The following is a 25076-nucleotide window of genomic DNA, read 5'->3' as shown; positions in this document are numbered from 1 at the left end:
GCAGCCCCAGCCGGTCATCCGATTCGTCGTGGCGCTCTTGAAGGGCCTGCTCGCCGGAGGTGCCGTCCGTCAGCCCCAGCAGTCGTCCTTCCGGATCGGTGACGATGGTGTGCACCCCTGCCTCGGCCATGCGCTCCAGCAGCGGGCCCACGGGCGCATCGTCCCGCCGGTCGGTCAGGATCCAGCCGTGCCCGCGCATCCCGGCACCTCCCCCTCCAGCACAATCATCACGTAAAGTCAGATATGTGGCAGTGAGTGATGGAACGTATGGTTTCGGAGCTCCGGCCGGCCGCCTGCTGGTCAAGACCAGCCGCGCCGGGCTCGGCCGGAAGGCGGGGCACGATCTCACGCTCGAGGCCGCCCGATGGTCGGGGAACGCGACGGTCGTCACGAGCGACCCCGAAAAGTCGTCGGTGAGCGTGACGGTCGAGACGGCATCGCTGACCGTCCGGGAGGGAACTGGCGGACTCAAACCCCTCACCGACGCCGACAAGGCGGAAATCAACCGGACGCTGGAGGGTGAGGCCCTGCTGCACACCGCGCGGCACCCCACCATCACCTTCCACTCCACCAGAATCACCGGAACGCCTGACTCGTTCCAGATCACCGGGGAGCTCACCATCAAAGGCCGGACCCAGCCTGTGACCGTGCACGGGGGCAGCGACGGGGACGGCATGGTGTGCGGCTGGGCGACCGTCACCCAGTCCACCTGGGGGATCAAGCCGTACAGCGCGTTTCTGGGCGCCCTGAAACTGGCCGACGACGTCCGGATCGAGTACGAGGTGACCAGGCTCGAACCGCTGCCCGGCCCCGGACGGGCGTCCGGGTAGCGGCGCCGGACGTTCGAGCAGGCCTGTGGCAACTTCCGGCAGCAGCGGCACGTACAGGAAGTAGTCGTCGCGAGCGCAACCAGGCTGCGGCAACCGTCCCGTACGGACGACCCGGACGACCCGGACGATCACAGGCTGATGTGTCGAGGCAGGGCTGTGACGAACACCTGCGCCGGGTGGCGTCCGCGCCGGACGTCCCGCCAGGGGTTCTTCGACCGCAACGCGCAGCGAGCAGGCGCGGACTACCGAAGGCCGTGTAGGAAAACCCGGCGTGTGATCGAGGTTTCGCAGGGGGTGCCGGCTCCGGCTCACCCTCCGCGGCACCCCCACGTCCTGCGTCGAAATTGGGGTCTCCCGGCGCAGACCGCGGTTATGGGAGCAGGACCTGCCGAGCCGAGCCCGGTTTCAGCGCGCTCGGTGTCACCGGGGGTCGGCAGTGGCTGCGGGCATGACCCAGCGTGGCCCTCGGACGGGTCACTCGGATTGCGGTGTGCCGCGACCTGCGCCGTACTCGATACGGAAGGCCCGTCAGTACGGGCCGCAGGCCGCGCCTCACCGCCGGGGCAGGCTGTCCCGTTCCGCAGGAGCTTTGATGCATCACATCGCCAAGCCGTGGGTGACCGCGGTCGCCGTCGCACTGCTCGCCGTCGTCTGCAACGGTTGCGGGGACGACGACGGGGGACCGGAGGCAACCCTTCCGCCGGCGGTCCCGACCACCACCACTGCACCGGGCACCGGTACGCCCACAGGACCGGCGACCGTGTCCCTGCGTTCGAGCGGGCTGGGCCGGATCCTGGTCGACGACAAGGGCCGCACCCTGTACTTGTTCGAGGCCGACACGTCTTCCGAGTCGACCTGCAACGACGCTTGCGCGCGAGCGTGGCCTCCGCTGACCACGTCCGGCGAGCCCAAGGCCGAAGAGGGCGTCAAAGGCGACCTGCTCGCTACGACCACCCGTGACGACGGAGACATCCAAGTCACCTACAACGGCCACCCGCTGTACTACTACCAGGACGATGAGAAGCCCGGCGACACGACCGGCCAGGGTCTCGACGACTTCGGCGCCGAGTGGTACGTGCTCAACGCGGACGGCAACAAGGTCGAGGGTGAGGGCGAGGACCGAGACGGCGGCTACTGAGCCCGGGGGCGCTGCTGCTGGAGAGCGACGCTCGGGAGCAGCAGGCCGAGATGATCCATTTCCTGAAGGACGTCGCGCTGGGCGGGGCGGGACTGATGCTGCGGCGCGCTGCATCGTCACCACCTGAGGGACCACGGACGGACATCGGCGCCGAAGCCGGCGCAGCGGACGCGCCGTGGGACCGCCGCCTTCGATGGGCACACCGTTCCAGAAGGCGACCTGGTTCTTGATGCGGCGGGAGCGACGACCTGCGGCGGCGGTCATCGCTCATTCCAAGTGTGAGCAGACCAGACCCGGTTGGCCGGACCGGAATCCGGTCGGCCCGCAGATCGAGAACAACCAGGAGCCCAGGCAGTAGCCCGACGTCCTCACAGACGGCGGTCCGGCAGGCCGTCAGTGCTGTCGGCGTGAGGTCACCGTGAACTGGGCGCCGTCGGGGTCGCGCAGCACGGCCTCGTGCTCGCCCTCCTTCAGGATGCTGCCGCCGTACTTCTCCGCGGCCCGGGCGCATGGTCCCACGTCGGCCACGGCGAAGTGGACCTGCCAGTGCGGCCGGACCGAAGGGTCGGGCGGCGTCTCCACCGGACCCGACTCGACGCGGGCCACGATCTCACCCCGGCTGCGCAGCAGCACCTTGTCCGCTGCGTACTCGACCTCGCAGCAGCCGGGGAGGCCCGAGGCCCAGTCGAAGATTTCACCGTAGAACAGGGCGGCGTCAAAGGCGTCCCGGGTGTGAAGGGTGATGAACGTCGATGCCGCCTGCCGCCACGCCTCCCACTCGGTGACGAGCTTCCCTTGCCATATCCCGAAGGTGGCCCCGTCGCGGTCGGCGACCAAGGCCGCTCTTCCGGGAGGGAAGGAGAGCGGCCCCACTGCCACGGTCCCGCCGCGCTCCTGGACGCGGGCCACGGCCTCGTCCGCGTCCGTCACGGCGAAGTACGGCGTCCAGGCCACGGCCATCTGCCACACGGTGGCCACCCCCGCGATCCCCGCGACGGGTATCCCGTCCGCCAGTGCGGTCCGGAAACGGTCGCCCAGTCTGGCGTTGCGCCACTGCCAGCCCAGTACGGCCCCGTAGAAGTCCTGCGTGGCATCGAGGTCGCGGCTGGTCAGACTCACCCAGCACGGCGCGCCGAACACGGAACGCGTGAGGACGACGTCCGCCCCACCGGACGAGTGTGTCGTGTGATTCATCGCCATCGCGCCCTGATCTTGTACGCCGGCGAACACTGCTCTTACTCGTTACTCCAGTGTCCAACCGGAGATTCGGTCCCGCACATCGCCTGCCGTCACTCCCCGTCCAAGGGTCCGGCCTCAGTGTGAACGGGTGATGACCCACAGTGAGGTCGACCGGTCCGGCGGAGACGCGCACTATGGAAAGCGACCCGCATGGTCCGATCCCGCGGAGGTGAAACCGATGACGCTGCCCGTACGACACCGGCACGGCAGCATGCTGGAGAGGCCGTTCCCCGCCTTCGGATGGGGTGAACCCATCACCGCCGAGTTTGACGAGCTGTTCGAGCGCATGAACCGGCTGCTGCAAGGCGCCGCCGCTCCTGCCGCGCTGGCCTGGTCTCCTGCGGCCGACATGCGAGAGACCGACGACGCCTATGTGGTCGAGGCGGAAGTGCCCGGGATCAAGCGAGACGACATCGACATCGAGATGAGCGAGCGGGAGCTGCGCATCACCGGGGAGTACAAGGAGCAGGAGCGCGAAGGCGTCCTGCGCCGCAGCACCCGCCGCACCGGCCGCTTCGAGTACCGGGCCCTCCTGCCCACCGATGTCAGGTCCGAGGAGGTCAGCGCGACTCTGCACGACGGTGTCCTGACCGTCACCGTGCCCAAGGCGCAGGCCACCAAGCCGCGGCACATCGAGATCACCGAGTCCTGACCCGGCCCGGCGCGTGCCGCGAAGTCGTCGCTCGGCAGGCCCGTTCCGGGCGGGCGTGCCGTGCGGCGAGCCATCTGCCGGCACAGGGAGGTGCGGTCACGAAGATGCTGATGCCCAACGTCAGGACCGTCGCCGCAGCGCTTGGCGATTACCGATCCGCATGGGCCGCTCTGCTGGTCGATCCGGCGAGCCCGCTCAGCTACCGCCGGCTCGACGACGCGGCCTACACGCTCTGCGTCCTCATGGGACAACGCAACGCCGCCGACGCCGCGGCACACGCAGAGAGCCTTCTCGCCCGGGCCTCGGCCGAGGACGAGAGACGGCGGGCCGGGCAGGCGCGGACCGTCATCCGCTGACGTCGAGCACTGCCTTTCGCGATGTCGTCACGGGCGCGATCGAAGATCGGGATGCCGTCGCACACCGAGGACTCCTCGTGCGGCGGACGGTGCTTTTATGGCGGTGCCCTTTGGAGTCAGGCGGTATGTGCCGCGTGGCCGACTGCGGTCCTGCCCGCCTGCGGGGGCTGCCATGCGATTCGTACTGATCAAGTGCTGGACGTCGGTTGCGCGCGGTGAGGCCGGATCCGGTCCGCGGATACGATCGATCCTGCCCTCCGGCCCGGCGTGGTGTTCACAGGCGCTGCGGACAGGTACGGGAGACATCGACGGTCGTGCGCGGAGCGTGCGCAGCCAAGGTCCGGACGATCGGGTGGTACGACACGGTCCGCAGCACGAACGCGCTGCCCCGTACCGGTCTGCGGACGCCGTGCCGGAAGACCGGCTGGGCAGGGCATGGTGCGGGATCTCGTACTCCACCGGGGCCAGCCGCCCGTAGTACGCGCGAGGGTCGTGACCCTGCCATGCCGTATTCCTCGTCGCAGAACGCGTGAGGGCGCGCAGGCGCACTCGGCCGCTCGCAGCACCAGACCACGCGTGCCGGCACCCGGGAATCGGCGGCGGCGCGAGCGTACCCGTGTTTTGGGCCGCGGCACGCTCTCGATCAGACCGAGGCACGCGACTCGGCGGCGGAGACGACCTCCTGGCGTTGCCGGTGACGCTGTTCGTACTCGAGCACCTGACGGGCGACGCCGGAGGGCGCGTCCTGCAGGCTTGCGGTGATCTCAACCGTGCCCATGGCGTCGTAGCCGGTCCACGGCTCGGTCCCTCGCATCTGCTCGATGGCGTTCAGGACGCTCTTCCGGCGGGCATGTGCGCGCTCATAGCCCTCGACCACCGTCAGATCCAACTGGGACAGCGTGCGCAGCCGCCTCTCGATCTCATCGGTGCCGAGCCGGCCGAACCCGGGAATCGGCAGGTCCTCCTCCCGCCTGACCGCCCCCAGGATCTCCTCGGCCATGGGGCCGGGCTCCGGCATCTTCCGCGCCGTACCTCCGGCCGCCTCCCTGACGCGCCGGATGCCTCCCCGGGCGACATCACGCGCCCGCTCCAATACGGTCCGCACCGTCTGGGCTGCCGCTTCGGCCACACCGCCACCTCGGCCTTCGCCCTGGCTGGAGCCGTTGGCCGAAGTCGCCATGGCGCGGGCGTGTTCGACCAGGCTGCTCTCCAGTTCCTGCAGCAGTTCCTCGTCCTGACGGCGCAGCGCGCTGAGCAGGTCGGCGATGACGTCGTCCTTCACCTGCTCGGCGAGGGCCTCCCCGGCCCGGCACGCCGCCAGCGCCCGCGCCGCAGCCGCGTACTCGTCCTCCGCGTTCCTCAGCTGCTGTCGCGGATCTGCCGGATGTCTGCCGGGCAGCATTCCTCTCACGGCCGCCGACCCGATCGTCAGTGGCAGCGTCGCCGTGCGCACCGCGCCCCGCGAGACGAACCGCGTCACACTGGCCGCCGTTCCCAGTACCCCCGGCGGCTGCAGCTCCCGCACCTGGCGCTGGATGCGCTGGACACTGACCTGGACTTCGGCGGCCCGGCGTTCGAGCATCTGGCGGTGCGGGCCCGGCGGCGTAACCGTGGCATCCGCCCGGAACCGGTCGAGGGCCACGGCATGAGCATGGCGCGCATCCTCCAGTACCGGTACGAGTTCCTGCGTCATCACAGCCATACGGTGCTCCCTGAACAAGGAATGGAGCGGCGGTCCGCCGCACATGGGGCGCGGCTGCCCCAGCGACCCTCCAGACCAGGCAACCAGCACCATCTTGCGGGACCCATGCCAAGATCGCTCGGCGGACCGCTATCGGGAGTCTCCTGGCTGCCCCGAGCCTGCGGCACCGTTGACGCGATTGAGTATGTCCACGGCCCAGACGATCGCCGGCGGACCTCAGCGTGAGTTGAGTGGACTTACGAAGAGACGGTGGCCGCAGGTCGCAGCATGGATCCCGCCCATGCTGTGTCCGTGAGCGCGATGAGATCACGGCAGGGCCGGCCGCCGTACTGGCCCCGGCCGCGCTCCTGCATGCGTTGAGGGCGACACGCAGAGCGAGGCGTAGGCGCCGGAGGCGGTCAGGCGGGTGATCGTGCCGTCCGCGTCGCGGCGGAAGATCGGGCAGTGGCCTCGGCGGGTCCGCGGCGGGTCGGCACGTTGGCTCGGGCACGTCCCCCGCCGTCACGCTTGATTACTATGCTCACTTCATGCCGGAGGCCGGAAGCGACGGCCGCACCGCATTGACGGACCGCTGGGGAGAGAGGGAGGACCGGGATGCCAGTCGAGACTCCCCGGATTCTCCCCAGGGCTGAGCGGGGAGCTTGCCGTGGAATGTAAGGTGAACAAGCCGTGGGGCTCTGGAAGATGTTGAGAGAGGTCACCGCAACCCGCTACGTCGCACCCCTCCACTCCGGCGGCTCCGTCCCCGGCGTCGTCGAGGCCGACGACCTCGGGACGTATGTCGTGAAGTTCACCGGCTCCGCGCAGGGCCGCAAGGCGCTGGTCGCCGAGGTGATCGTCGGCGAGCTGGCCCGCGCCCTGGGGCTGCGCTTCCCCGAACTGGTCCTGGTCCACTTCGATCCCGCGATCGCGGACAACGAGCCGCACCAGGAGGTACGGGACCTGCACGCCGCCAGCGCGGGAGTCAACCTCGGCATGGACTTCCTGCCCGGCGCGCGGGACTTCACCCCCGAGGTCGCCGAGACCTTCCGCGTCGACCCGCTGGAGGCGGGCCGGATCGTCTGGCTGGACGCCCTGACCGCCAACGTCGACCGTACGGTCCACAGCTCGAACCTGATGATCTGGCCGACCCTCGGCACGGTCCCGCCGCGCCTGTGGCTGATCGACCACGGGGCGGCCCTGGTCTTCCACCACCGCTGGGACGGCTCGGACCCCGAGAAGACCTACGACTTCCGCCACCACGCCCTCGGCCACTACGCCCCCGACGTGCGCGCCGCGGACGCGGAGCTGGCGCCCAGGGTGACGCGGGAGCTGCTGCGCGAGGTCGTCTGCGAGGTGCCGGACGCCTGGCTCACGGGCTTCGCCACACCCGACGAGGCCCGCGCGTCGTACGTCGCCCACCTGCACGCGCGCGTGCGGGCGTCGTCCGCGTGGCTCCCCACCGACTTCCCCACCCGGGAGGAACTCGCCGCCGAGGAGGCCCTGCGGGCGGCGCGGACACAGCAAGGCCGGCCGAAGTGGCTGAAGCGGGTCCCCGACCTGCACGGCAAGCCGGCCGCGGAACAGGATTGGTCGGTGCACCTCGGATGAGTGGCCGTGTCGAGATCGAGTACTGCACCCAGTGCAGGTGGCTGCCCCGCGCGGCCTGGCTGGCGCAGGAACTGCTCACCACCTTCGAGGCGGAGCTGTCCGAGCTGGCCCTGAAACCCGGCAAGGGCGGGGTCTTCGTCGTGCGCGTGGACGACGAGGTGGTCTGGGACCGCCGCGAGCAGGGCTTCCCCGAGCCTACGGCGGTCAAGCAGGCCGTACGCGACCGAGTGGCCCCGGGCAAGTCCCTGGGCCACTCGGACAAGCCTGCGCAGGAGTAGCTCAGCCCTTGAGCTGCTCGTAGGCCGGCAGCGTCAGGAAGTCCGCGTAGGCCTCGTCGAGGGAGACCTCCAGGAGCAGGTCGTGGGCCTGCTGCCAGTGGCCGGCCGCGAAGGCCTCCTCGCCGAGCTCGCTCTTGATGTTCCGGAGCTCCTCGGCGGCGACCTTGCGGGCCAGCTCCGGCGTGGCCTTCTCGCCGTTCTCGAACTCGACCCCCGCGTTGATCCACTGCCAGATCTGCGAGCGGGAGATCTCGGCGGTGGCCGCGTCCTCCATGAGGTTGAAGATGGCGACCGCGCCGAGGCCGCGCAGCCACGCCTCGATGTAACGGATGCCGACCTGGACGGCGTTGACCAGGCCCGGGTACGTCGGCTTGGCGTCCAGCGAGTCGACGGCGATCAGGTCGGCCGCCTCGACGTGGACGTCCTCGCGCAGGCGGTCCTTCTGGTTCGGCTTGTCGCCGAGGACCTTGTCGAAGGACTCCATGGCGATCGGGACCAGGTCGGGGTGGGCCACCCAGGAGCCGTCGAAGCCGTCGCCGGCCTCACGGTCCTTGTCGGCGCGGACCTTCTCGAAGGCCACCTTGTTGACCTCGGCGTCCCGGCGGGACGGGATGAACGCCGCCATGCCGCCGATCGCGTGCGCGCCGCGCTTGTGGCAGGTGCGGACCAGCAGCTCCGTGTACGCGCGCATGAACGGGGCCGTCATCGTCACCGCGTTGCGGTCCGGCAGGACGAACTTGGCGCCGCCGTCACGGAAGTTCTTGACGATGGAGAACAGGTAGTCCCAGCGGCCGGCGTTCAGCCCGGAGGCGTGGTCGCGCAGTTCGTAGAGGATCTCCTCCATCTCGTACGCGGCCGTGATCGTCTCGATCAGGACGGTGGCGCGGATGGTGCCCTGCGGGATGCCGACGTAGTCCTGCGCGAAGACGAACACGTCGTTCCACAGGCGGGCTTCGAGGTGCGACTCCGTCTTCGGGAGGTAGAAGTACGGGCCCTTGCCGAGGTCGAGCAGGCGCTGGGCGTTGTGGAAGAAGTACAGGCCGAAGTCGACGAAGGCACCGGGCACCGGCCGGCCGTCGACCTGGAGGTGACGCTCGTTCAGGTGCCAGCCGCGCGGGCGCATGACGACGGTCGCGAGCTCGTCGTTCGGGCGCAGGGCGTACGACTTGCCGGACGCCGGGTCGGTGAAGTCGATGTTGCGGGTGTAGGTGTCGGCCAGGTTGATCTGGCCCAGGACGACGTTCTCCCAGGTCGGCGCGGAGGCGTCCTCGAAATCGGCGAGCCAGATCTTCGCGCCGGAGTTGAGGGCATTGATCGTCATCTTGCGGTCGGTGGGGCCGGTGATCTCGACCCGGCGGTCCTGCAGCGCGGGCGGGCACGGGGCCACCCGCCAGGAGTCGTCCGCGCGGATCGCGGCGGTCTCCGGGAGGAAGTCGAGCGTGGAGGTGCGGGCGATCTCGGCGCGGCGCTCCGCACGGCGGGCGAGGAGTTCGTCACGCCGCGGCGTGAACCGGCGGTGCAGCTCGGCCACGAAGGCGAGGGCCGCCTCCGTGAGGACCTCCTTCTGCCGGGGCAGGGGCTCGGCGTCGACGATGGCCAGCGGGGACGGCGCTGGTGCGGACATGAGCTGTCACTTCCTTCAGCGGTGGCACCGGGTGCCAAGAGGCACGAACAGGGCAGTTGGCACCCGCTGTGCGGCCAGGTGCTTCTGAGCAGTGGATAGTAGTTTTCTCATTGTGGAATTTCAATTGTTTGTTGACATCGAGATTCTCTGAGTCGAGGCAAGGTGGCGCTCCGTGCCATCCCGCTCACTCAAGGTGGACCAGGTCGTCGACCGTGTCGATGTCGTACGGCCGCGCCACGTCCCCGCACTCGACGAGCCTGATCACCTCCTCGTGCTCCTTCAGATAGGCGCGAGCCCCCTTGTCCCCGGTCGCGGTCGCGGCGATACCCGCCCAGTGGGCGGCGCCGAAGAGCACGGGATGGCCGCGTACCCCGTCGTAGGCGGCCGAGACGAGCGAGGTGTCGTCCTCGTACGCGCCGAGCACGCGCGCGACCGCCTCCGGACCGATGCCGGGCTGGTCGACGAGCGAGACCAGCGCCGCCCGCGCCCCCGTGCCGGAGAGCGAGTCGAGCCCGGCGCGCAGGGAGGAACCCATCCCCTCGGCCCAGTCGGGGTTCTCCACCAGGACGCAGTCGCCGAGTTCCGCCTGCTCCCGTACGGCCGCCGCCCGGGCGCCCAGCACCACATGGACGCGGGCGCAGCCGGCCGCGCGCAGCACCCCGACCGCGTGCTCGACGAGTGGCTGGCCGCGGTGCCGGAGCAGGGCCTTGGGCCGACCGCCCAGGCGTCGTCCGCCGCCGGCCGCGAGGAGCAGTCCGGTGACCGGGGAGGCGATCGGGGAGGTGATCGGGGAGGCTTCGTTCTCCGTCATGCGTCCTGCATACCTGACACCTGCGCGAGTGCCCGACTTCCAACGACTGAATTTCCGTCCATGTGGTGGCGCTTCGGCATCGGGTGGCGTTTACCGACCCGCGTCCCCGGCGCCCGAGCTATGCCAGGGGTGCTCGGCGAGGGGCGCGCGACCAAAGGCGCACAACGGCGTGCGAGGGGGGAGAGCTGTGTTGCGGAGCTTGGGACAGAGGCTGGTGACGGGCAGCGACGAGGACCCCAGGGTGGCGGAACTGCGGACGGCGGTGTCCCGCCTGCGCCGCGAACTCGCCGCGCATCCTGCGGAGTTCCCGGACCGGGCGATCGCCGAGGACGAGCTTGCCGCGCTGGCCGCGATGGCGATCTCCGGAGCGCCGGAAACTCCCCGGCTGCGGAGGTCGCTGCTGCTGATCGCCGGGGCGATCGGGTCGGTGAGCGCGCTGTCCCCGGGCCTCACGCAGGTGCGCGACGCGGTGGAGCTGTTCGGGCAGCCGCACGGCTAGTTCCTCGAACCGCTGCCTTTTCGCCCCGCCGCACAGGCTGGTTGGTCAGCCCCTCCGGCGTTTGAGGAGCGGGGGTCCAGGGGGCAGCGCCCCCTGGGATGGGACGGGTAGGGGCGGCGGGGGCGATCTCTCTCCCCCCAGCCACCCCGGACCGGCGCCGCAGCGGCGTCAGGCGTGGTTCTGGGTGGCCAGGGCCTCGGACAGCTCGCCGGCGACCTGCTGGAGCACCGGCACGATCTTCTCCGTCGCCGCCTCGGTGACCCGGCCCGCCGGACCGGAGATCGAGATCGCGGCGGCGGTGGGGGAGTCGGGGACGGAGACCGCCAGGCAGCGCACGCCGACCTCCTGCTCGTTGTCGTCGACCGCGTAGCCGTTGCGCCGCACGTCCTCCAACGCCGCGAGGAAGCCGTCCGCAGTGGTGATCGTCTTCTCGGTGGCGGCCGGCATCCCGGTACGGGACAGCAGCGCCCGCACCTCCTCCGGCGGGAAGGAGGCGAGCAGCGCCTTGCCGACGCCGGTGGAGTGCGGCAGCACGCGCCTTCCGACCTCGGTGAACATGCGCATCGAGTGCTTGGACGGCACCTGGGCGACGTAGACGATCTCGTCGCCGTCGAGCAGGGCCATGTTGGCCGTCTCGCCGGTCTCCTCGACCAGCCGGGCGAGATAGGGGCGGGCCCAGGTGCCCAGCAGCCGGGACGCGGACTCGCCGAGGCGGATCAGACGCGGGCCGAGGGCGTAGCGGCGGTTGGACTGCTGGCGTACGTATCCGCAGGCCACGAGCGTCCGCATCAGGCGGTGGATGGTCGGCAGCGGCAGCCCGCTGCTCGCGGACAGCTCGCTCAAGCCGACCTCGCCGCCCGCATCCGCCATCCGTTCCAGCAGGTCGAAGGCGCGCTCGAGGGACTGGACGCCGCCACTGGCGTTGGATTTGGCGGAGTCGGTGGTGCTGGCGCTGGACGTCGGCACGGCGCGTTCCTTTCGGGACCGGTGGGAGGGAAGAAGCCTACCCGTCGGTCGGTTGACTCCCCGCTCGTAGGTAGCTACGTTCTGCTTGCTGGAATTCTAATTCCGCTTTGTGGAAACGTCCAGAGGTGTGCGCGTTGGGTGCACTGTGGAGAAGTGTGCCCTTGACGGCGCGGAAGCGGGAGTGAAGACTCCTTCAACAGAAAGTTGAATTCCGTTACGCGGAAGTTAACGGCGGCAGAGAGGGGTCCGGGTGTCCGACGCTGAACTGGTGCTGCGCTCGACGCGCGTCATCACACCCGAGGGAACGCGCGCCGCGTCGGTCGCGGTCGCCGACGGAAAGATCACGGCCGTACTCGGGTACGACGCCCAAGTCCCCTCCGGAGCCCGGCTGGAGGACCTCGGCGACGACGTCCTGCTGCCCGGCCTTGTCGACACGCACGTGCACGTCAACGACCCAGGCCGCACCGAGTGGGAGGGCTTCTGGACTGCCACGCGCGCCGCAGCGGCCGGCGGCATCACCACCCTCGTCGACATGCCGCTCAACTCCCTCCCGCCGACCACGACGGTCGACAACCTCCGTACCAAGAGGGACGTCGCCGCCGACAAGGCGCACATCGACGTCGGCTTCTGGGGCGGCGCCCTGCCCGACAACGTCAAGGACCTGCGCCCGCTGCACGAGGCCGGCGTCTTCGGCTTCAAGGCCTTCCTGTCGCCGTCCGGCGTGGACGAGTTCCCGCACCTCGACCAGGAGCGGCTCGCCCAGTCCCTGGCCGAGATCACCTCCTTCGGCGGCCTGCTGATCGTGCACGCCGAGGACCCGCACCACCTCGACGCCGCCCCGCAGCAGGGCGGCCCCCGGTACGCCGACTTCCTGGCCTCGCGCCCGCGCGACGCGGAGGACACGGCGATCGCCCAGCTGATCGCCCAGGCGAAACGCCTCCACGCGCGCGTGCACGTGCTGCACCTGTCGTCGTCCGACGCGCTGCCGCTGATCGCCGAGGCCAAGCGGGACGGCGTACGGATCACCGTCGAGACCTGCCCGCACTACCTCACCCTGACCGCCGAGGAAGTCCCGGACGGCGCCAGCGAGTTCAAGTGCTGCCCGCCGATCCGCGAGTCGGCCAACCAGGACCTGCTGTGGCAGGCGCTGGCCGACGGCACCATCGACTGCGTGGTCACCGACCACTCGCCCTCCACGGCCGACCTGAAGACCGACGACTTCGCCACCGCGTGGGGCGGCATCTCCGGGCTGCAGTTGAGCCTGGCGGCGGTGTGGACCGAGGCTCGCAGGCGCGGGCACGGCCTGGAGGACGTGGTCCGCTGGATGTCCGCGCGGACGGCGGAGCTGGTGGGCCTCGACGACCGCAAGGGCGCCATCGAGGCGGGCCGCGACGCCGACTTCGCCGTCCTCGCGCCCGACGAGACCTTCACCGTCGACCCGGCCGCCCTCCAGCACCGCAACCGCGTGACGGCGTACGCGGGCAAGACCCTGTACGGCGTCGTCAGGTCCACCTGGCTGCGCGGCGAACGCATCGTCGCGGACGGCGAGTTCACCGACCCGAAGGGGCGACTCCTGACCCGTACCTCCTGAATCCCACCCACCGACTCGAAAGGCAGACCTGATCACCGTGACGGCGATACCCGGCTTCACCGGCGACGCGAACCCCTACGGAGGCGGCGACCCGTACGCGGACTACCGCACCGCCGACTTCCCCTTCACTCAGTACGCCAACCTCGCCGACCGCAGGCTGGGCGCCGGAGTCATCGCCGCCAACGACGAGTTCTTCGCCCAGCGCGAGAACTTGCTGGTGCCCGAGCGGGCCGAGTTCGACCCCGAGCACTTCGGGCACAAGGGCAAGATCATGGACGGCTGGGAGACCCGGCGGCGGCGCGGCGCCTCCGCCGAGCACCCGTGGCCGACGACCGAGGACCACGACTGGGCGCTGGTGCGGCTCGGCGCGCCCGGGGTGATCCGCGGGATCGTCGTCGACACGGCGCACTTCCGCGGCAACTACCCGCAGGCGGTGTCGGTGCAGGGCGCGTCGGTACCGGGCTCCCCGTCCCCCGAGGAACTGCTCGGCGACGACGTGAAGTGGACGACCCTCGTCCCGCGCACCCCGGTCGGCGGCCACGCGGCGAACGGTTTCGCCGTCCTGGCCGAGCAGCGCTTCACGCACCTGCGCGTCAACCAGCACCCCGACGGCGGCATCGCCCGGCTGCGCGTGTACGGCGAGGTCGTCCCCGACCCCGAGTGGCTGTCGGTGCTGGGCACCTTCGACGTGGTCGCCCTGGAGAACGGCGGCCGGGTCGAGGACGCCTCCAACCTCTTCTACTCGCCCGCCACCAACACCATCCAGCCGGGCCGCTCCCGCAAGATGGACGACGGCTGGGAGACCCGTCGGCGCCGCGACCAGGGCAACGACTGGATCAGCTACCGGCTGGTGGCGCAGTCCCAGATCCGCGCGATCGAGATCGACACGGCGTACCTGAAGGGCAACAGCGCGGGCTGGGCGTCGGTGTCGGTGAGGGACGGCGAGAGTGGCGACAGCGACGAGACCGCAGCCTGGACGGAAATCCTCCCGCGCACCCGGCTCCAGCCCGACACCAACCACCGCTTCGTCCTGCCGACCCCGGCGGTCGGCACGCACGCGCGCGTGGACATCTTCCCGGACGGCGGCATCTCCCGCCTGCGCCTGCACGGCTCGCTGACGGAGCAGGGCGCGGCGGGCCTGGCGGCGCGCCATCAGGAGCTGGGCGGCTGACGTCGGGGCGCACCGGATCTCCAACTCCGGTGCGCCCCGCTATCGTTGACCTGGTTGCCGTAGAGACGCCAGGGGGACGCGATGGGCGTGCTGCTGTACTACCCGACGGTGCGACCGCCCACCGAGGTCGTCCACCAGGCCCTGCTCTACTGGGACGGTCTCGCCTCGGTCGTGCCCCGTGACCCACGGGTGCACGACGCACTCGTCGGTGCCGAACTGAGGCGGCTGGAAGAGCGTGCGCTGTACCGGCCGCTCGCCTTCACCCCCGAGTCGCTCGACGTCCTGCACGGTACCGGGCCCCGCGCCGGCCAGAACTGGTCCGTCCTGGAGCGTGAGCTCCGGAGGCTCGCGGCCCGCCCGGATCCGCCCCGGCCCACCTCGCCGCCCGAAGCGGTCCTCTACACGTCGAAGATCACCTACGGCCTCGAACAGCTGCTGCTGGAGCTGGGGCTGGCCGCCAGGCTCGTGCCCCGGCGTCTGCGAGCGGAGCTCTCCGTCGCCAAGGAGGTCCAGAGCCTGGTCGTCGGCGTGCTGGCCCGCGAGCTCGCCGCCACCACGGACCTCGCCCTCTTCCCGTACACGGACAGCGCGGAGGCGTACCGCCACAGCCTGCGCCCGGTGTACCCGACCCGCTCGCTGGCCTGGGAGATGGAGCTCGGCCGGCTGCTGCCCGTCCCGGCGCCGGACACCGCGACCGAGGACGTCCTCGCCTTCCGCGAGAGGTACGCCGACGAACGCCGCCGGCTCATGCGCGCCCTGCACCGCATGCTGGGCGATCTGCGCCGCGACTACGAGCACCCCGCGGACGTCTTCGCCCAACTGCGCGGGGAACTCGCGGAGGCGATGGAGGACTACCGCGCGGCGCGTCGCGGCAGCCGGATGGCCTGGGTGCACCGTTCCGTCACGGTGTCGGTCGCGCTCGCCGCCGCGGCCGGCGGCGCCCTGCTGCTGCCGGACCTGGGCTGGCTGCTCGGCACGGTCGGCGGCTACGCCCTGAACGTGGCCACCCGGGAGATCCGCCCCCTGGTCAGGGCCCGCGCGGACCACGACTTCAGCTATCTGCACCGGGTGCAGAGCGGACTGGTCTGAGGGAGGACGGCACGATGGCACTGGCGACGAAGCACCCCGGCAGCGCAAGGCTGGAGGCGGGCCACCCCTGGAGCGTCCGGATCACCTACGCACAGAGGCGGCACGCACTCCGCCTCTCCGCCGGGCCCGCGGCCCCGACCTGGCACGAGATCGACCGGATCCTCGCCGAGAACGGCTACACCCGCACGGGAGCGGCGCCCCGTCACGCTCCTCGCGAGGGCGACGAGTTCGACGTCGTGGGCTGGAGCGCGCACCGCTACGGAGGAACGCGCCCGTGGGACGAGGACACCGAGTGGCCCGGACCGCCACGGGACGTCGCCGTGGTGCTGCCCCTGGCGGAGGCGGGGGAGATACGACGGGCCCTGGACGCCTTGCGGGCCGGCTATCTGCGACCCGACCAGACCGACGCCTCCGTGCTGATCGAGGCCCTGGACGCCGTCGGCACGGTGACGGTGACACTCCCCGCCGCCACCGCGAACACCCTCCACTACACCGTGTCGGCGCTCGGCCCCTGGACCAAGGAACTCGACGAGGAAACCGTGCGTGTGCTGGGCACCCTCGCCCGGTACCTGGGCATGTCGCAGCCCGTCGCCGGCCCCTGGCCCCACGTCCGGGACACCCTTCAGGACGCCCTGCGCGGGGCCCTGTCCCGCCCCGGCGCCGAGGGCCTGGCCGCGCGCGACGAACTGCTCGCCGTCCTGCGCGGCTTCGCCGACGCCCACGCGACGGCGACGGCGGCGGACGACGCGCGGCAGAGGGAGCTCCAGGCGGAGAGGGCGGCGGGGGAAGGGGCAGAGCCCTAGGTGCCGGCCGCGCCCTGCCGGCGCTACGCCGCGTGCCCGCCGTCCACCGCGAACTCCGCGCCCGTGACGTACTCCGCCGCGGCCAGATACGCCACCGTCGACGCCACCTCGTCCGCCGTGCCGAAGCGGCCCAGCGCGGTCATCTGCGCCTGGCCGGGCGCGTACGGGCCGTCCGCCGGGTTCATGTCCGTGTCGACGGGCCCGGGGTGCACGATGTTCGCCGTGATCCCGCGCGGTCCCAGCTCACGGGCCAACGCCTTGGTCAGGCCGATCAGGGCCGCCTTGCTGGTCGCGTAGAGCGTCCCGCCCGGACCCGGCACACGCTGGACCATGCAGCTGCCGATCGTGATGATCCGGCCGCCGGCGTCCATGCGGGCGGCCGCCGCCCGCGAGGCCAGAAAGACGCCCCGGACGTTCACCGCGAGGATCCGGTCCACGTCCGCGAGCGTGATTCCGTCCAGCGGGCCCAGCACGCCGACGCCGGCGTTGTTCACCAGCACGTCCAAGCCGCCGAGCGCCTCCGCCGTACGCCCCACCGCACCCTGCGCCTCGTCCGCGTCACCGGCGTCCGCCCGCAGCGCCACGGCCCGCCGCCCCAGCGCCCGAACGGCCCGCACGACCTCCTCGGCCGCCTCCTTGCCGTGCACGTACGTCAGGGCGACGTCCGCGCCCTCCCGGGCGAGCCGCACGGCCGTGGCCGCGCCGATGCCGCGGCTGCCGCCGGTGACGAGCGCGACCTTGCCGTGCAGGGTTGCGTGCGTGTCTGTCGTGGGTTCGTAAGTGGTTGTCATGCGTCCATCCCAGCGCCGCACGCACACAAGCGCTGGCGGCGAACGGACACCTAGCCGGCCGAGCGATGAGTTGCGGGTGCCGATGGGGTCTGAGCTGATGACAGCAGACCCCACCGCAGAAAGCAGAGAGGCACCCCTCATGGGCAAGCTCGTCTCCACCCTCTTCGTCACCCTCGACGGCGTCTACCAGGCGCCCGGCGGCCGGGAGGAGGACACCCGCGGCGGCTTCGAGCACGGCGGCTGGGTCTTCCCGCTCGTCGACGACGACTTCGGCCAGTTCATCAGCGAGGTCTTCGCCCGCCCCGCCGCCTTCCTCCTGGGACGCCGTACGTACGACATCTTCGCCTCGTACTGGCCGAAGGTGACCGATCCCGACGACCCGGTCGCGGCCAAACTCAACGGTCTGCCGAAGTTCGTCGCCTCCTCGACGCTGACCGCCCCCGAGTGGGCCGGCACCGGCGTGATCAGCGGCGACCTCGGCAAGGAGGTCACCGCCCTCAAGGAGCGCACCGACGGCGAGCTCCAGATCCACGGCAGTGGCGCCCTGGTCAGGTCCCTGCTGGACCTCGGCCTCGTCGACACCCTCCACCTGCTGACCTTCCCGGTCGTGCTGGGCACCGGCCACCGCCTGTTCACGGAGGGCATCGCGCCCACCGCCTTCGAGCACACCGGCGGCAGCATCACGAGCAAGGGCGTCGCCATCAACTCGTACGACGTGGCCGGCCGCCCCGATTACGGCACGTTCGAACTCCCCGAGAACGCCTGACCGCCCAGCTCACGGCGTTCTCGTACGACCTCGTGGAGATCGCGTGAGAACGCCGGAGCGCACGTTAGCTTCCCGAAAACTCATAGGACGTGAAGGGAAATTCTCTCGTCTTGACATTGACATGCCACTAGTCAGGGAAGTCCGCGGGCATCGCCCGCCGGGAGATCCCGCCCGCGACCAGATACCGGATTGCGTCCAACATCTGGCGGTGGCAGTAGCCCTCCGGCTGCCCGCCCCGCCCCTGGAGCCAGGCCGGCACCGGCAGCAACGGCCGGATGGCCGCCCACTCCGCGTCCGTCATGTCCGACGGATACCGCCGCATCCGATCGGGATGATCGGCCGCGTTTCCGTACACGTGCGCGAGGCAATCACACGATCGAGAGCCCGAGTTGAGAACAGCGGCTCGGTTCGGTTCGCACCTCCGAGCTACCAAGGGGCCCTGCCCTCATGCGTTGACCGCCAGAAGATCACCCCAGCGAGAAACCTGTTCGACTCGCACGTTCCATGATCGGTTGAGATACGGCTTCTGAGAGTTCCAGCCAGATGACGCTGAGCCAGAGATAGTGGTCGCCCATACGCAGCCACCAGAGCTCGAACACATACGACATAATCCGACCAGACTCGAACATGGCACCCAGCTCCGTACCGAACGGGAGGGGACGACCCATGAGGTCCATCGGAACGCAGCAAATGTTCGCTCTGCAGCGCCGGGAGAGGCTGATGGACCAGCTTCGGTTGCACGGGGCCGTTCGCGTACGCGCTCTCGCCCGGGAGCTGTCGGTCAGCGAGCTGACCATCCGGCGGGACATCGCCGCCCTCGCCGATCGCGGTCTGCTGACCCGGGTGCACGGCGGGGCCACGCTGCCGTCGGCGCTGGAGCGGGAGCCGGTGCGCCGACGACGGCTCGAGACGCCCGCGTTCACGCTCGGGATGGTGGTCCCCTCGCTGGATTTCTACTGGCCGCAGATCGTCAGCGGCGCCCGTAACGCCGCGGCCGCGCACGGTGTGAACATGCAGCTGCGCGGCTCCAGTTACGACCGGGCGGAGGACCGCAGGCAAATCGTCCGGCTGACTGAATCGGGCCAGGTGCAGGGGTTGCTGCTGGCGCCGAACCTGGACGGCCCCGACCCGCGCGAGACGAACGAAATGATCGACTGGATCAGCAAGTTGCCCATCCCCGTCGTCTTCGTGGAGCGCAAGACACCCGAGTGGACCCCGACGCCGCACCAGCTGGAATGGGTGCGCAGCGACCACGCGCTCGGCCTGGAGATGGCGGTCCGGCACCTGCATGCGCTCGGCCACCGCAACCTCGGGCTCATCCTGTCCAAGGGCAGCCCCACGTCGGCTCACCTCGCCGTCGGCTGGCACCGCGTCTGCGGCGAGCTCGGCCTCCCCGACGACTTCCTGATACGTGAGAGCATCGCGCTCAGCATGCCCGGGCACCGCGGGATCATCAGCGACATCCTCGATGGCTGCCGCCGCTCGAGCACCACCGCACTCATCGTCCACAGCGATCCCGATGCCATCTCGCTGCTCCAGTACCTGACGGAGCGAGGGATCCGCGTTCCCGACGACATGGCGCTCGTCAGCTACGACGACGAGGTCGCCCACCTCGCCGATCCGGCCATCACGGCGGTGCGGCCGCCGAAGGCGCTGGTGGGCCGTATGGCCGTGGAGATGCTGGTGGCACGCCTCCTCGAGGGCAGCCGTCGGCCCGTCGAACGGGCCCTTATCCTCCCGGAGCTGATGATCCGGGCCTCGTCGCTGCCGGGCTCGCCGAACCCGCTGCCCGGCAACGCGAAGCGGTCGGCGCCGCGCCGCTCGCTGCCAGGACAGCGTTGATTCCGGCGGGACGGAGCTCATCGACTCGCGGCTGACGATCAGCCGAGGCGAACGTCGACCACCCGGATCGGCGACGGTGTGGTGCCGGTCGAGCGCTGCTGGTACTGGAACGACAGGACGCCGTCCACCGCCACTCTGGACGTGTCGACGTTGACCTCGCCGAACGCGTTCATCGACGGCCGGTCGAAGACCAGGGTCCAGTCCTTCCAGCCTTCGGCCTTGCTCGCCGAGACGATCCGGCCGCGCGGCATCACCAGGTAGGCGTTGTCGTTGCGGTCGAAGACCAGTTTTGTGCGCTGCGTGCTGCCCGGTGGGACCGGGACCTCGCGTTTGGTCCAGGTGCCGTTCGCGTTGCGCACGACGTGGAAGGTGCGGCCGTACTGGGTGCGCTGCTGTGCGTAGTTCGAGACGCACTGGGTGAACCTGCCCGGCACGTAGCTGATCACGACGTGGGGTGTGCCGGCGGAGTCCGCGCCTTGGCCCTCCTGGTTCATCAGGCCGTGGTTCGGGTCCAGGGGGTCGGCGATCAGGCCCGGCGAGTTGACCGAGATCCGGGTGCCGCCGGTGGTCCCGACGACCATGCCCGCGCCATTGCGCCAGGTCCGGCCCCGGTCGTCGCTGTAGACGTAACCGGTGTCGTGGTTGCTCAGACCGCCGGGGCTGCACAGCACCCTGGTGTTGCCCTCGCGCCAGGTGAACGCCGCGTGCAGCCGCCCGCGCCGGTCGTAGGTGAGACCGTGCAGGTACATGTTTCGCGTCGTGGAGACTACACCGTTGGGCCCGGTGTAGTTCCCGGTCGCGGACGACCACCCGCCCAGCTTCCGCCAGCTGCCGCCCGTGTACTCGGCCAGCTCGTTCACGCCGTTGCCCGACCCGCCGGTCCGGTAGCTGAACTGCAGCGCGCCCTCGGGCGTCACGACGAACCGCGGGTACGTCATGTTCCCCAGCTCGACGCCCCCAAGAGTCCGCTGCACCGTGCCGAACACCGACGGCGACCACTGGTGTGAGCCGGGCTGGGTGGCGAGCCCCGCCACCGACTTCGTGTAGTACAGCCGGGTGTTGTGGGTGTCCATCGCGACGTGCAGGGTGCCGTCCTGTGGCGAGATGCCGATCGAGATCACGTTGTGCGAATCGTTGACGCTCAGCTGGTGCGGCAGCACGGCCTTCTCCCAGCCGCCCCCGCTCAGCGCACGCCGCGCGATCACGGCGTTGCGGCTGGAGGTGTACCAGGCCGCGTACTGGTACCCGTTGTAGGTGACCAGCGCGTCCTGGAACGCGTTGTTGTTGACCAGCCCGTCGTACGACACGAAGTACAGCGCGGACTGGTCCAGCACGGTATCCGCCAGAAAGGTCACACTCGGCCCCGCCTGTGCGACGGTCGGCTGGGGCTGCAGTTGAGGCTGGAGCACGGAGGCGGCGAGCACCATCGCCGCCACTACGCTCTTCACCGGACCACCCCGTCCACCTGGATCGTCTGTACGGCGCCGGCCGCGAACGGAACGCGTACGAGCTTGCCGCTCACCGTGAGGTCCTGGCGCCGGGTGTACCGGTCACCGGATCCCGAGGTCAGCGTCGACCAGCGGGTGGCCGTGCCGTTCGGCACCGTACCGAACGCCGAGAGATTGAAGGTCAGGGTCTGCGCGGCACCGTTGTTCGCGGCAACGATCACCAGGCGCTGCGCGGCCGGGTCGTGCGCCGCCACCGCGTAATTCACGCCCGTGTTGATGATCCGCATACCGGGCCGGATGTGCCGGGTGAACTGCGCCAGGACGTACAGCTTCGTCTCCACGGCCCCGGCCTGCCCCGAGCTGCCGTCGTAGCGGATCGCGCCCCAGCCGGCCGTCGGGTCCATCACCTGCCAGTAGCACCAGGCCGTCGGCTTGAGCCAGCGGAAGTCCATCAGCAGGCAGCGGGCCGTCATCATGCCGGTGCCGTTGTTGTCACCGTGCTCGGAGTTCCACAGGATCTTGCCCGACGCGCGTACGTCGTTGCCCAGCAGGTCACGGCGGCCGCTGAGGCCCTGGTAGCCGTGCACGTTGACCTGGCGCACCCGGCCCTTGGTGGCCGAGTCGAAGCTGTTCCAGGTGGTGCGGGCGAGGTCGTAGCTCGTCTCGTCGGATGCCGCGACCGCCACCCCGTCCAGGCCCAGCCGGTCCAGCTCGGTGCGCAGGTGGGCGATGACGCTGCGCTGCGTCGTCGCGTCGATGTGGCAGCCCTCCTGCTTGCCGTCGGCCTTCCACCAGTTCGACGACGGCTCGTTGAACGGCTCCACCGTCCGGAAGTTCACGCCCCACTGGTCACGGGCGCGGCGGGCGGTGGCGGCCAGGTGCAGTGCGTGCTGGCGGTGATTCCACGACTGGAGGTTGTTGCCGCCGTCGGCCGCGCCGGACGGGTTGTGGTTGTTGCACATCCACCACATCGGCGAGTTGGCGAACAGCTCGCTCATCGCGCCTCGCTGGGTCGCCTTGACCAGCATCGCGCGCTGCTTGGCGTCGGCGCTCCAGTTCCACGCCGAGGATGCCGGATCCTCGTTGCGCCAGTCCTGCCAGAAACCCTCGATCTGCTTGAACCGCGGGATGTTGGGCGACACGACCATGCGCTCGCCGCCGACGTCGTTCCAACTGCACGCGCCGAGGTTGTAGCGGACGATGTTCATGCCGAGGCCGGGCAGCGAGGCGCCGTTGTAGCTCACCGTCTTGGTGGAGAAGAACAGGTCGGCGAAGTCATCCCGGTCGCCGAACACATTGGCCCACCATGCCAGGGAGGTGCCCCAGCCTTCCCAGGCGCCCTGGTCGGCGGCGGGACTGATGCCCACGGTAGCGTCGGCCCGCGCCACGCCCGTGCCGAGGGCTCCGGCCACGAGCGTTCCGCCGGCGGCGGTGAGCAGGGTCCGGCGGTTGATTCTTGCCGGTACGTCCATGGCGCTCTCCTCGTGAGGTGATGAGGACACTTCAATGCATGGCGTGGCCCCGGTCCAGGAGACGAACTCAAACAATCAAACTCGAACGGAAACGACCGACGAAGGCAAGGCGCGTGCTAAGCGCCTGCGACAAGGTCGACCAGCGTGGTGATCAGGGCTTCCTCGCCGACCCCGGCGGGCTGGTGCCCGAAGAATCGGACCGACAGGTGGTAGCCGGTGAGCGCGAAGGTAATGACCGCCGCGAGGGCCTCCGCGTCACGCGCCGGGATCGCCCCGGCTGCCATCAAGCCGGCCAGCCGCTGCGAACGGATGCTGACGTTACGGGCGACCAAGAGCTCGTCGAGATGGTCGACCGAGGCTCCGAGGTGGTCGCGCTCGCGTGCGACGAGCTCCATGAGCGGGTGGAGCCGCCGCAGATTGCCGAGCCGGCGCTCGAACTCGACCGCGAGCGCGGCCCGCACGTCGCCTCCGGTCTCCTCGGGCTCGGGGCCGGTCTGCCGCTCGGCGTTGGCGCGGTCGACCTCGCGGTCGACGACCGCCTGGAGCACCTCCCCCTTGGACCGGAAGTGCCGATAGAAGCTGCCGCTCCCGGCCGACAGGCCCGCCGACGCCTCGATCTGCGTCACCGTCGTCCCGGCGAATCCCTCCCGCAGGAACAGATCCCACGCCGCGTCAAGGATCCTCGTCCGCGTAGGCACTGGCATAGGTGCGATTGTAAGGACAAGAGGACCGCCCTCGGGCCGGGGCCTGGGCTCTTCGTGCGATGCAAGAAGATTCTTGCATCGGCATCGTCGGACTGCCAAGCTGCCGAATATGACTACCCGTCACTTACGCATACTCGCGGGATCAATCACCCTGGCGTGCCTGCTGATTCAGGTGCACGCACAGCCGGTCGGGGCCACGGACAAGAACACGTCCTCGGCCGCTGCCGCAGTCCGGCAGCCGCTGCTGGACTTCGATCCGAACAAGGGCACCCTCGACGGCTCACCGGTCGACCACCTGCCCGACCACATCCGGCTGCTGGACATCCAGCTGCCGAACGACGGCGCACCGCAACGGGCCGACTGGTCTCCCGATGGCAAGCGCCTCGCCTTCCTCGACGCTCCGATCGGTGACCTCTGGGAGTACGACCTGGCGACCGGCGCGAGCCGCAATCTGACCAAGACGTCTGCGCTCCAGGGGGGAGTGCTACGGGCGCACCACCTGAGCAACGGCGACATCGTCATGTGCGCGGTGGATGAGCGCAGCGCCGACGACCCCGAGGGCGACCGCTTCCGCGGCGAACTGTGGGTGCTCCAGCGGCCTTTGGGCACACGTGCCCCGGTCCGTCTCGGCGAGAGTTGCTGGGAGGGCGTCGCGGTGTCCAAGCAACCTGGTTCCACCCGCATCGCATGGAACCAGTCGACCATTGACTTCACCAGCCCGGACGTGATCGTCGACGCCCTGTTCGGCAAGTCGAAGATTCTGACGGGCCGGATCGTCTACCGCAACGGCATGCCAGAGATCGCCGGTCGGCGGGTTGCCCTCGACAAGCGCGATGTCTCCCTGGCCACACCCGCCGTCGAGGCTCAGGACTTCCGATCCCTGCCCGATGGCGACGCCGACCCGGACGACGAACTGATCTTCTCCGCCTACTTCCACAAGGGCGGACAGGCCATGGGCGTCAACCTCGACACCGGCGCCGTCAATGATTACGCGCCGACCTCGCTGTTCTACGAGGAAGCCGAAGGCACTGACCCGGCCGGCCGCTACATGATGGTCGAGCGAGACCTCGCCTTCGTCCTGTTCCCCGGCATGGTCGACATCTGGCGCCTTTCGCTGGACGGCTCCGGGACGCTCGAGCGGATGACCACGTTCAACCACTACAAGGGCTTCGGGGCCAACAATCCGGTCGTATCGCCCGACGGCACGCGCATGGCCTTCGGTCTGAAAATCGAGGGCGGCGCGGAGGGCGAGGGCGACGGCATCCTCCTGATGGACCTCCGCGGGTGAGTTGGTTCGTCCCGACGGCCGACGGCGGCCGTCGGGACGGCCTTGCCGGCTCGTGTACGGGCGGGTTGCCCCCGGGCTGCGCCACTGAATCGTTTATAGCGGTGGCTGCTGAGTGCGTTGGAGTCCGCGGCCTCGCGGTCGCAGTCGCACGGAAGCGGGCAAAGGCTCAGCGCGTCCCCGATCGCCACCGAGGAGCATGGGTTAAAGCGTTTGCGTGGTCGCTGGAACTTGGGACCGGAGCGCCGCGCGATCATCACCTGGGTCGACAATGAAGACGACCGTAGCGCTTGACACGATCACGTCACCGGCAGTAGTAAACGTTTCAACACGCCTTGGACAACGGCGCCACTGCCCGAGCACTCCCATCACTCTCCCGGTCGGCGCCGCACTCCGCGGCGAAGATCGCCCCTCACCACGCCGGCGGGC

General features: G+C 70.1%; 24 protein-coding genes and 1 pseudogene. 15 read left to right on the top strand and 10 right to left on the bottom strand.

Features of this window, described 5'->3' with window-relative positions; all coding sequences use genetic code 11:
* Positions 1-28: 28 nt before the first annotated feature.
* The 3 genes from ACP4J3_RS23590 (at position 29) to ACP4J3_RS23580 (ending at position 1968) form a co-directional block, all read left to right on the top strand.
* A complete protein-coding gene (locus ACP4J3_RS23590) occupies positions 29-235 on the top strand; it encodes a hypothetical protein (protein ID WP_426537549.1) in 207 nt (68 codons plus the stop codon).
* Positions 236-251: 16 nt separating this feature from the next.
* On the top strand, positions 252-830 hold the full coding sequence (locus ACP4J3_RS23585) for a YceI family protein (protein ID WP_426537547.1): 579 nt from the start codon (positions 252-254) through the stop codon (positions 828-830).
* A 592-nt stretch (positions 831-1422) separates the two neighbouring features.
* Positions 1423-1968: a COG4315 family predicted lipoprotein gene (locus tag ACP4J3_RS23580; protein ID WP_426537546.1), complete on the top strand. Its 546-nt coding sequence runs from the start codon at positions 1423-1425 to the stop codon at positions 1966-1968.
* A gap of 393 nt (positions 1969-2361) precedes the next feature.
* Here ACP4J3_RS23580 and ACP4J3_RS23575 read toward each other — a convergent pair whose 3' ends face one another.
* On the bottom strand, positions 2362-3162 hold the full coding sequence (locus ACP4J3_RS23575; RefSeq protein WP_426537544.1) for a VOC family protein: 801 nt from the start codon (positions 3160-3162) through the stop codon (positions 2362-2364).
* A gap of 223 nt (positions 3163-3385) precedes the next feature.
* On the opposite strand from ACP4J3_RS23575, the gene ACP4J3_RS23570 reads away from it, so the two are divergent.
* Together ACP4J3_RS23570 and ACP4J3_RS23565 are read left to right on the top strand one after the other, a co-directional pair.
* The gene (locus ACP4J3_RS23570; RefSeq protein ID WP_426537542.1) at positions 3386-3859 is read left to right on the top strand and encodes an Hsp20/alpha crystallin family protein; all 474 of its coding nucleotides are present in this window, start codon (positions 3386-3388) and stop codon (positions 3857-3859) included.
* A gap of 104 nt (positions 3860-3963) precedes the next feature.
* Positions 3964-4215 (top strand): DUF5133 domain-containing protein, encoded by a 252-nt coding sequence (locus ACP4J3_RS23565; RefSeq protein ID WP_426537540.1) that lies wholly within the window; start codon positions 3964-3966, stop codon positions 4213-4215.
* 643 nt (positions 4216-4858) lie between these two features.
* Here the strand turns inward: ACP4J3_RS23565 and ACP4J3_RS23560 are convergent.
* Complete coding sequence (locus ACP4J3_RS23560; RefSeq protein WP_426537538.1) at positions 4859-5917, bottom strand: hypothetical protein; 1059 nt, start codon at positions 5915-5917, stop codon at positions 4859-4861.
* Positions 5918-6601: 684 nt separating this feature from the next.
* Here ACP4J3_RS23560 and ACP4J3_RS23555 point away from each other — a divergent pair.
* Both ACP4J3_RS23555 and ACP4J3_RS23550 read left to right on the top strand, forming a co-directional pair.
* Entirely contained in the window at positions 6602-7507 is a 906-nt protein-coding gene (locus tag ACP4J3_RS23555; protein WP_426537673.1) for a HipA family kinase, read from the top strand.
* Complete coding sequence (locus ACP4J3_RS23550) at positions 7504-7785, top strand: SelT/SelW/SelH family protein (protein WP_031475479.1); 282 nt, start codon at positions 7504-7506, stop codon at positions 7783-7785. The genes ACP4J3_RS23555 and ACP4J3_RS23550 overlap by 4 nt, the downstream gene beginning before the upstream one ends.
* Before the next feature lies 1 nt (position 7786).
* On the opposite strand, the gene aceB is transcribed toward ACP4J3_RS23550, so the two are convergent.
* Both aceB and ACP4J3_RS23540 read right to left on the bottom strand, forming a co-directional pair.
* Positions 7787-9409, bottom strand: a complete 1623-nt coding sequence (aceB, locus tag ACP4J3_RS23545; protein WP_426537536.1) for a malate synthase A — start codon at positions 9407-9409, stop codon at positions 7787-7789.
* A 184-nt stretch (positions 9410-9593) separates the two neighbouring features.
* On the bottom strand, positions 9594-10220 hold the full coding sequence (locus ACP4J3_RS23540; RefSeq protein ID WP_426537534.1) for a nucleotidyltransferase family protein: 627 nt from the start codon (positions 10218-10220) through the stop codon (positions 9594-9596).
* Positions 10221-10407: 187 nt separating this feature from the next.
* Between ACP4J3_RS23540 and ACP4J3_RS23535 the strand changes: the two genes are divergently transcribed.
* Complete coding sequence (locus ACP4J3_RS23535) at positions 10408-10719, top strand: DUF5955 family protein (protein ID WP_426537532.1); 312 nt, start codon at positions 10408-10410, stop codon at positions 10717-10719.
* A gap of 168 nt (positions 10720-10887) precedes the next feature.
* Here the strand turns inward: ACP4J3_RS23535 and ACP4J3_RS23530 are convergent, their stop codons facing one another.
* Complete coding sequence (locus tag ACP4J3_RS23530; RefSeq protein WP_426537530.1) at positions 10888-11685, bottom strand: IclR family transcriptional regulator; 798 nt, start codon at positions 11683-11685, stop codon at positions 10888-10890.
* A gap of 250 nt (positions 11686-11935) precedes the next feature.
* On the opposite strand from ACP4J3_RS23530, the gene allB reads away from it, so the two are divergent.
* From allB to ACP4J3_RS23510, 4 genes are all read left to right on the top strand, one after another.
* A complete protein-coding gene (gene allB / locus ACP4J3_RS23525) occupies positions 11936-13276 on the top strand; it encodes an allantoinase AllB (RefSeq protein WP_426537528.1) in 1341 nt (446 codons plus the stop codon).
* A gap of 37 nt (positions 13277-13313) precedes the next feature.
* Positions 13314-14447 carry an allantoicase gene (alc, locus tag ACP4J3_RS23520; protein ID WP_426537526.1) on the top strand — a complete coding sequence of 378 codons (1134 nt, stop codon included), beginning with the start codon at positions 13314-13316 and terminating at the stop codon, positions 14445-14447.
* A gap of 81 nt (positions 14448-14528) precedes the next feature.
* A complete protein-coding gene (locus ACP4J3_RS23515) occupies positions 14529-15536 on the top strand; it encodes a DUF6236 family protein (protein ID WP_426537524.1) in 1008 nt (335 codons plus the stop codon).
* Between the two features lie 14 nt (positions 15537-15550).
* The gene (locus tag ACP4J3_RS23510) at positions 15551-16339 is read left to right on the top strand and encodes a hypothetical protein (protein ID WP_426537522.1); all 789 of its coding nucleotides are present in this window, start codon (positions 15551-15553) and stop codon (positions 16337-16339) included.
* 23 nt (positions 16340-16362) lie between these two features.
* Here the strand turns inward: ACP4J3_RS23510 and ACP4J3_RS23505 are convergent, their stop codons facing one another.
* A complete protein-coding gene (locus tag ACP4J3_RS23505) occupies positions 16363-17130 on the bottom strand; it encodes a 3-oxoacyl-ACP reductase family protein (protein ID WP_426537520.1) in 768 nt (255 codons plus the stop codon).
* 139 nt (positions 17131-17269) lie between these two features.
* On the opposite strand from ACP4J3_RS23505, the gene ACP4J3_RS23500 reads away from it, so the two are divergent.
* Positions 17270-17896, top strand: coding sequence for a dihydrofolate reductase family protein (locus ACP4J3_RS23500; RefSeq protein ID WP_426537671.1), 627 nt, complete (start codon positions 17270-17272; stop codon positions 17894-17896).
* 133 nt (positions 17897-18029) lie between these two features.
* Here ACP4J3_RS23500 and ACP4J3_RS23495 read toward each other — a convergent pair.
* Positions 18030-18218, bottom strand: a pseudogene (locus ACP4J3_RS23495) (transposase); the annotation flags it as partial.
* A gap of 305 nt (positions 18219-18523) precedes the next feature.
* Between ACP4J3_RS23495 and ACP4J3_RS23490 the strand changes: the two are divergent.
* A complete protein-coding gene (locus tag ACP4J3_RS23490) occupies positions 18524-19738 on the top strand; it encodes a substrate-binding domain-containing protein (protein WP_426537518.1) in 1215 nt (404 codons plus the stop codon).
* 38 nt (positions 19739-19776) lie between these two features.
* Here ACP4J3_RS23490 and ACP4J3_RS23485 read toward each other — a convergent pair whose 3' ends face one another.
* From ACP4J3_RS23485 to ACP4J3_RS23475, 3 genes are all read right to left on the bottom strand, one after another.
* Positions 19777-21165 carry a BNR repeat-containing protein gene (locus ACP4J3_RS23485; RefSeq protein ID WP_426537669.1) on the bottom strand — a complete coding sequence of 463 codons (1389 nt, stop codon included), beginning with the start codon at positions 21163-21165 and terminating at the stop codon, positions 19777-19779.
* A gap of 17 nt (positions 21166-21182) precedes the next feature.
* Positions 21183-22658 carry a glycoside hydrolase gene (locus ACP4J3_RS23480; RefSeq protein ID WP_426537516.1) on the bottom strand — a complete coding sequence of 492 codons (1476 nt, stop codon included), beginning with the start codon at positions 22656-22658 and terminating at the stop codon, positions 21183-21185.
* 116 nt (positions 22659-22774) lie between these two features.
* A complete protein-coding gene (locus ACP4J3_RS23475) occupies positions 22775-23362 on the bottom strand; it encodes a TetR/AcrR family transcriptional regulator (RefSeq protein WP_095755887.1) in 588 nt (195 codons plus the stop codon).
* 109 nt (positions 23363-23471) lie between these two features.
* On the opposite strand from ACP4J3_RS23475, the gene ACP4J3_RS23470 reads away from it, so the two are divergent.
* Complete coding sequence (locus ACP4J3_RS23470; RefSeq protein ID WP_426537514.1) at positions 23472-24650, top strand: hypothetical protein; 1179 nt, start codon at positions 23472-23474, stop codon at positions 24648-24650.
* The last annotated feature ends 426 nt before the right edge of the window (positions 24651-25076 follow it).

Source organism: Streptomyces sp. UG1, assembly GCF_049974585.1.
Classification (GTDB): domain Bacteria; phylum Actinomycetota; class Actinomycetes; order Streptomycetales; family Streptomycetaceae; genus Streptomyces.
Note: the sequence above shows the minus strand (reverse complement) of the source record. Positions and strands in the feature narration are given on the sequence as shown.

What these genes read in the sequence shown, in the direction of transcription:
- ACP4J3_RS23580 (WP_426537546.1), top strand. Translation starts at nt 1,423, where the DNA reads ATGCATCACATCGCCAAGCCGTGGGTGACCGCGGTCGCCGTCGCACTG.
- ACP4J3_RS23575 (WP_426537544.1), bottom strand. Translation starts at nt 3,162, where the DNA reads ATGAATCACACGACACACTCGTCCGGTGGGGCGGACGTCGTCCTCACG.
- ACP4J3_RS23570 (WP_426537542.1), top strand. Translation starts at nt 3,386, where the DNA reads ATGACGCTGCCCGTACGACACCGGCACGGCAGCATGCTGGAGAGGCCG.
- ACP4J3_RS23565 (WP_426537540.1), top strand. Translation starts at nt 3,964, where the DNA reads ATGCTGATGCCCAACGTCAGGACCGTCGCCGCAGCGCTTGGCGATTAC.
- ACP4J3_RS23560 (WP_426537538.1), bottom strand. Translation starts at nt 5,917, where the DNA reads ATGGCTGTGATGACGCAGGAACTCGTACCGGTACTGGAGGATGCGCGC.
- ACP4J3_RS23555 (WP_426537673.1), top strand. Translation starts at nt 6,602, where the DNA reads ATGTTGAGAGAGGTCACCGCAACCCGCTACGTCGCACCCCTCCACTCC.
- ACP4J3_RS23550 (WP_031475479.1), top strand. Translation starts at nt 7,504, where the DNA reads ATGAGTGGCCGTGTCGAGATCGAGTACTGCACCCAGTGCAGGTGGCTG.
- aceB (WP_426537536.1), bottom strand. Translation starts at nt 9,409, where the DNA reads ATGTCCGCACCAGCGCCGTCCCCGCTGGCCATCGTCGACGCCGAGCCC.
- ACP4J3_RS23540 (WP_426537534.1), bottom strand. Translation starts at nt 10,220, where the DNA reads ATGACGGAGAACGAAGCCTCCCCGATCACCTCCCCGATCGCCTCCCCG.
- ACP4J3_RS23515 (WP_426537524.1), top strand. Translation starts at nt 14,529, where the DNA reads ATGGGCGTGCTGCTGTACTACCCGACGGTGCGACCGCCCACCGAGGTC.
- ACP4J3_RS23510 (WP_426537522.1), top strand. Translation starts at nt 15,551, where the DNA reads ATGGCACTGGCGACGAAGCACCCCGGCAGCGCAAGGCTGGAGGCGGGC.
- ACP4J3_RS23505 (WP_426537520.1), bottom strand. Translation starts at nt 17,130, where the DNA reads ATGACAACCACTTACGAACCCACGACAGACACGCACGCAACCCTGCAC.
- ACP4J3_RS23500 (WP_426537671.1), top strand. Translation starts at nt 17,270, where the DNA reads ATGGGCAAGCTCGTCTCCACCCTCTTCGTCACCCTCGACGGCGTCTAC.
- ACP4J3_RS23490 (WP_426537518.1), top strand. Translation starts at nt 18,524, where the DNA reads ATGGCACCCAGCTCCGTACCGAACGGGAGGGGACGACCCATGAGGTCC.
- ACP4J3_RS23485 (WP_426537669.1), bottom strand. Translation starts at nt 21,165, where the DNA reads ATGGTGCTCGCCGCCTCCGTGCTCCAGCCTCAACTGCAGCCCCAGCCG.
- ACP4J3_RS23480 (WP_426537516.1), bottom strand. Translation starts at nt 22,658, where the DNA reads ATGGACGTACCGGCAAGAATCAACCGCCGGACCCTGCTCACCGCCGCC.
- ACP4J3_RS23475 (WP_095755887.1), bottom strand. Translation starts at nt 23,362, where the DNA reads ATGCCAGTGCCTACGCGGACGAGGATCCTTGACGCGGCGTGGGATCTG.
- ACP4J3_RS23470 (WP_426537514.1), top strand. Translation starts at nt 23,472, where the DNA reads ATGACTACCCGTCACTTACGCATACTCGCGGGATCAATCACCCTGGCG.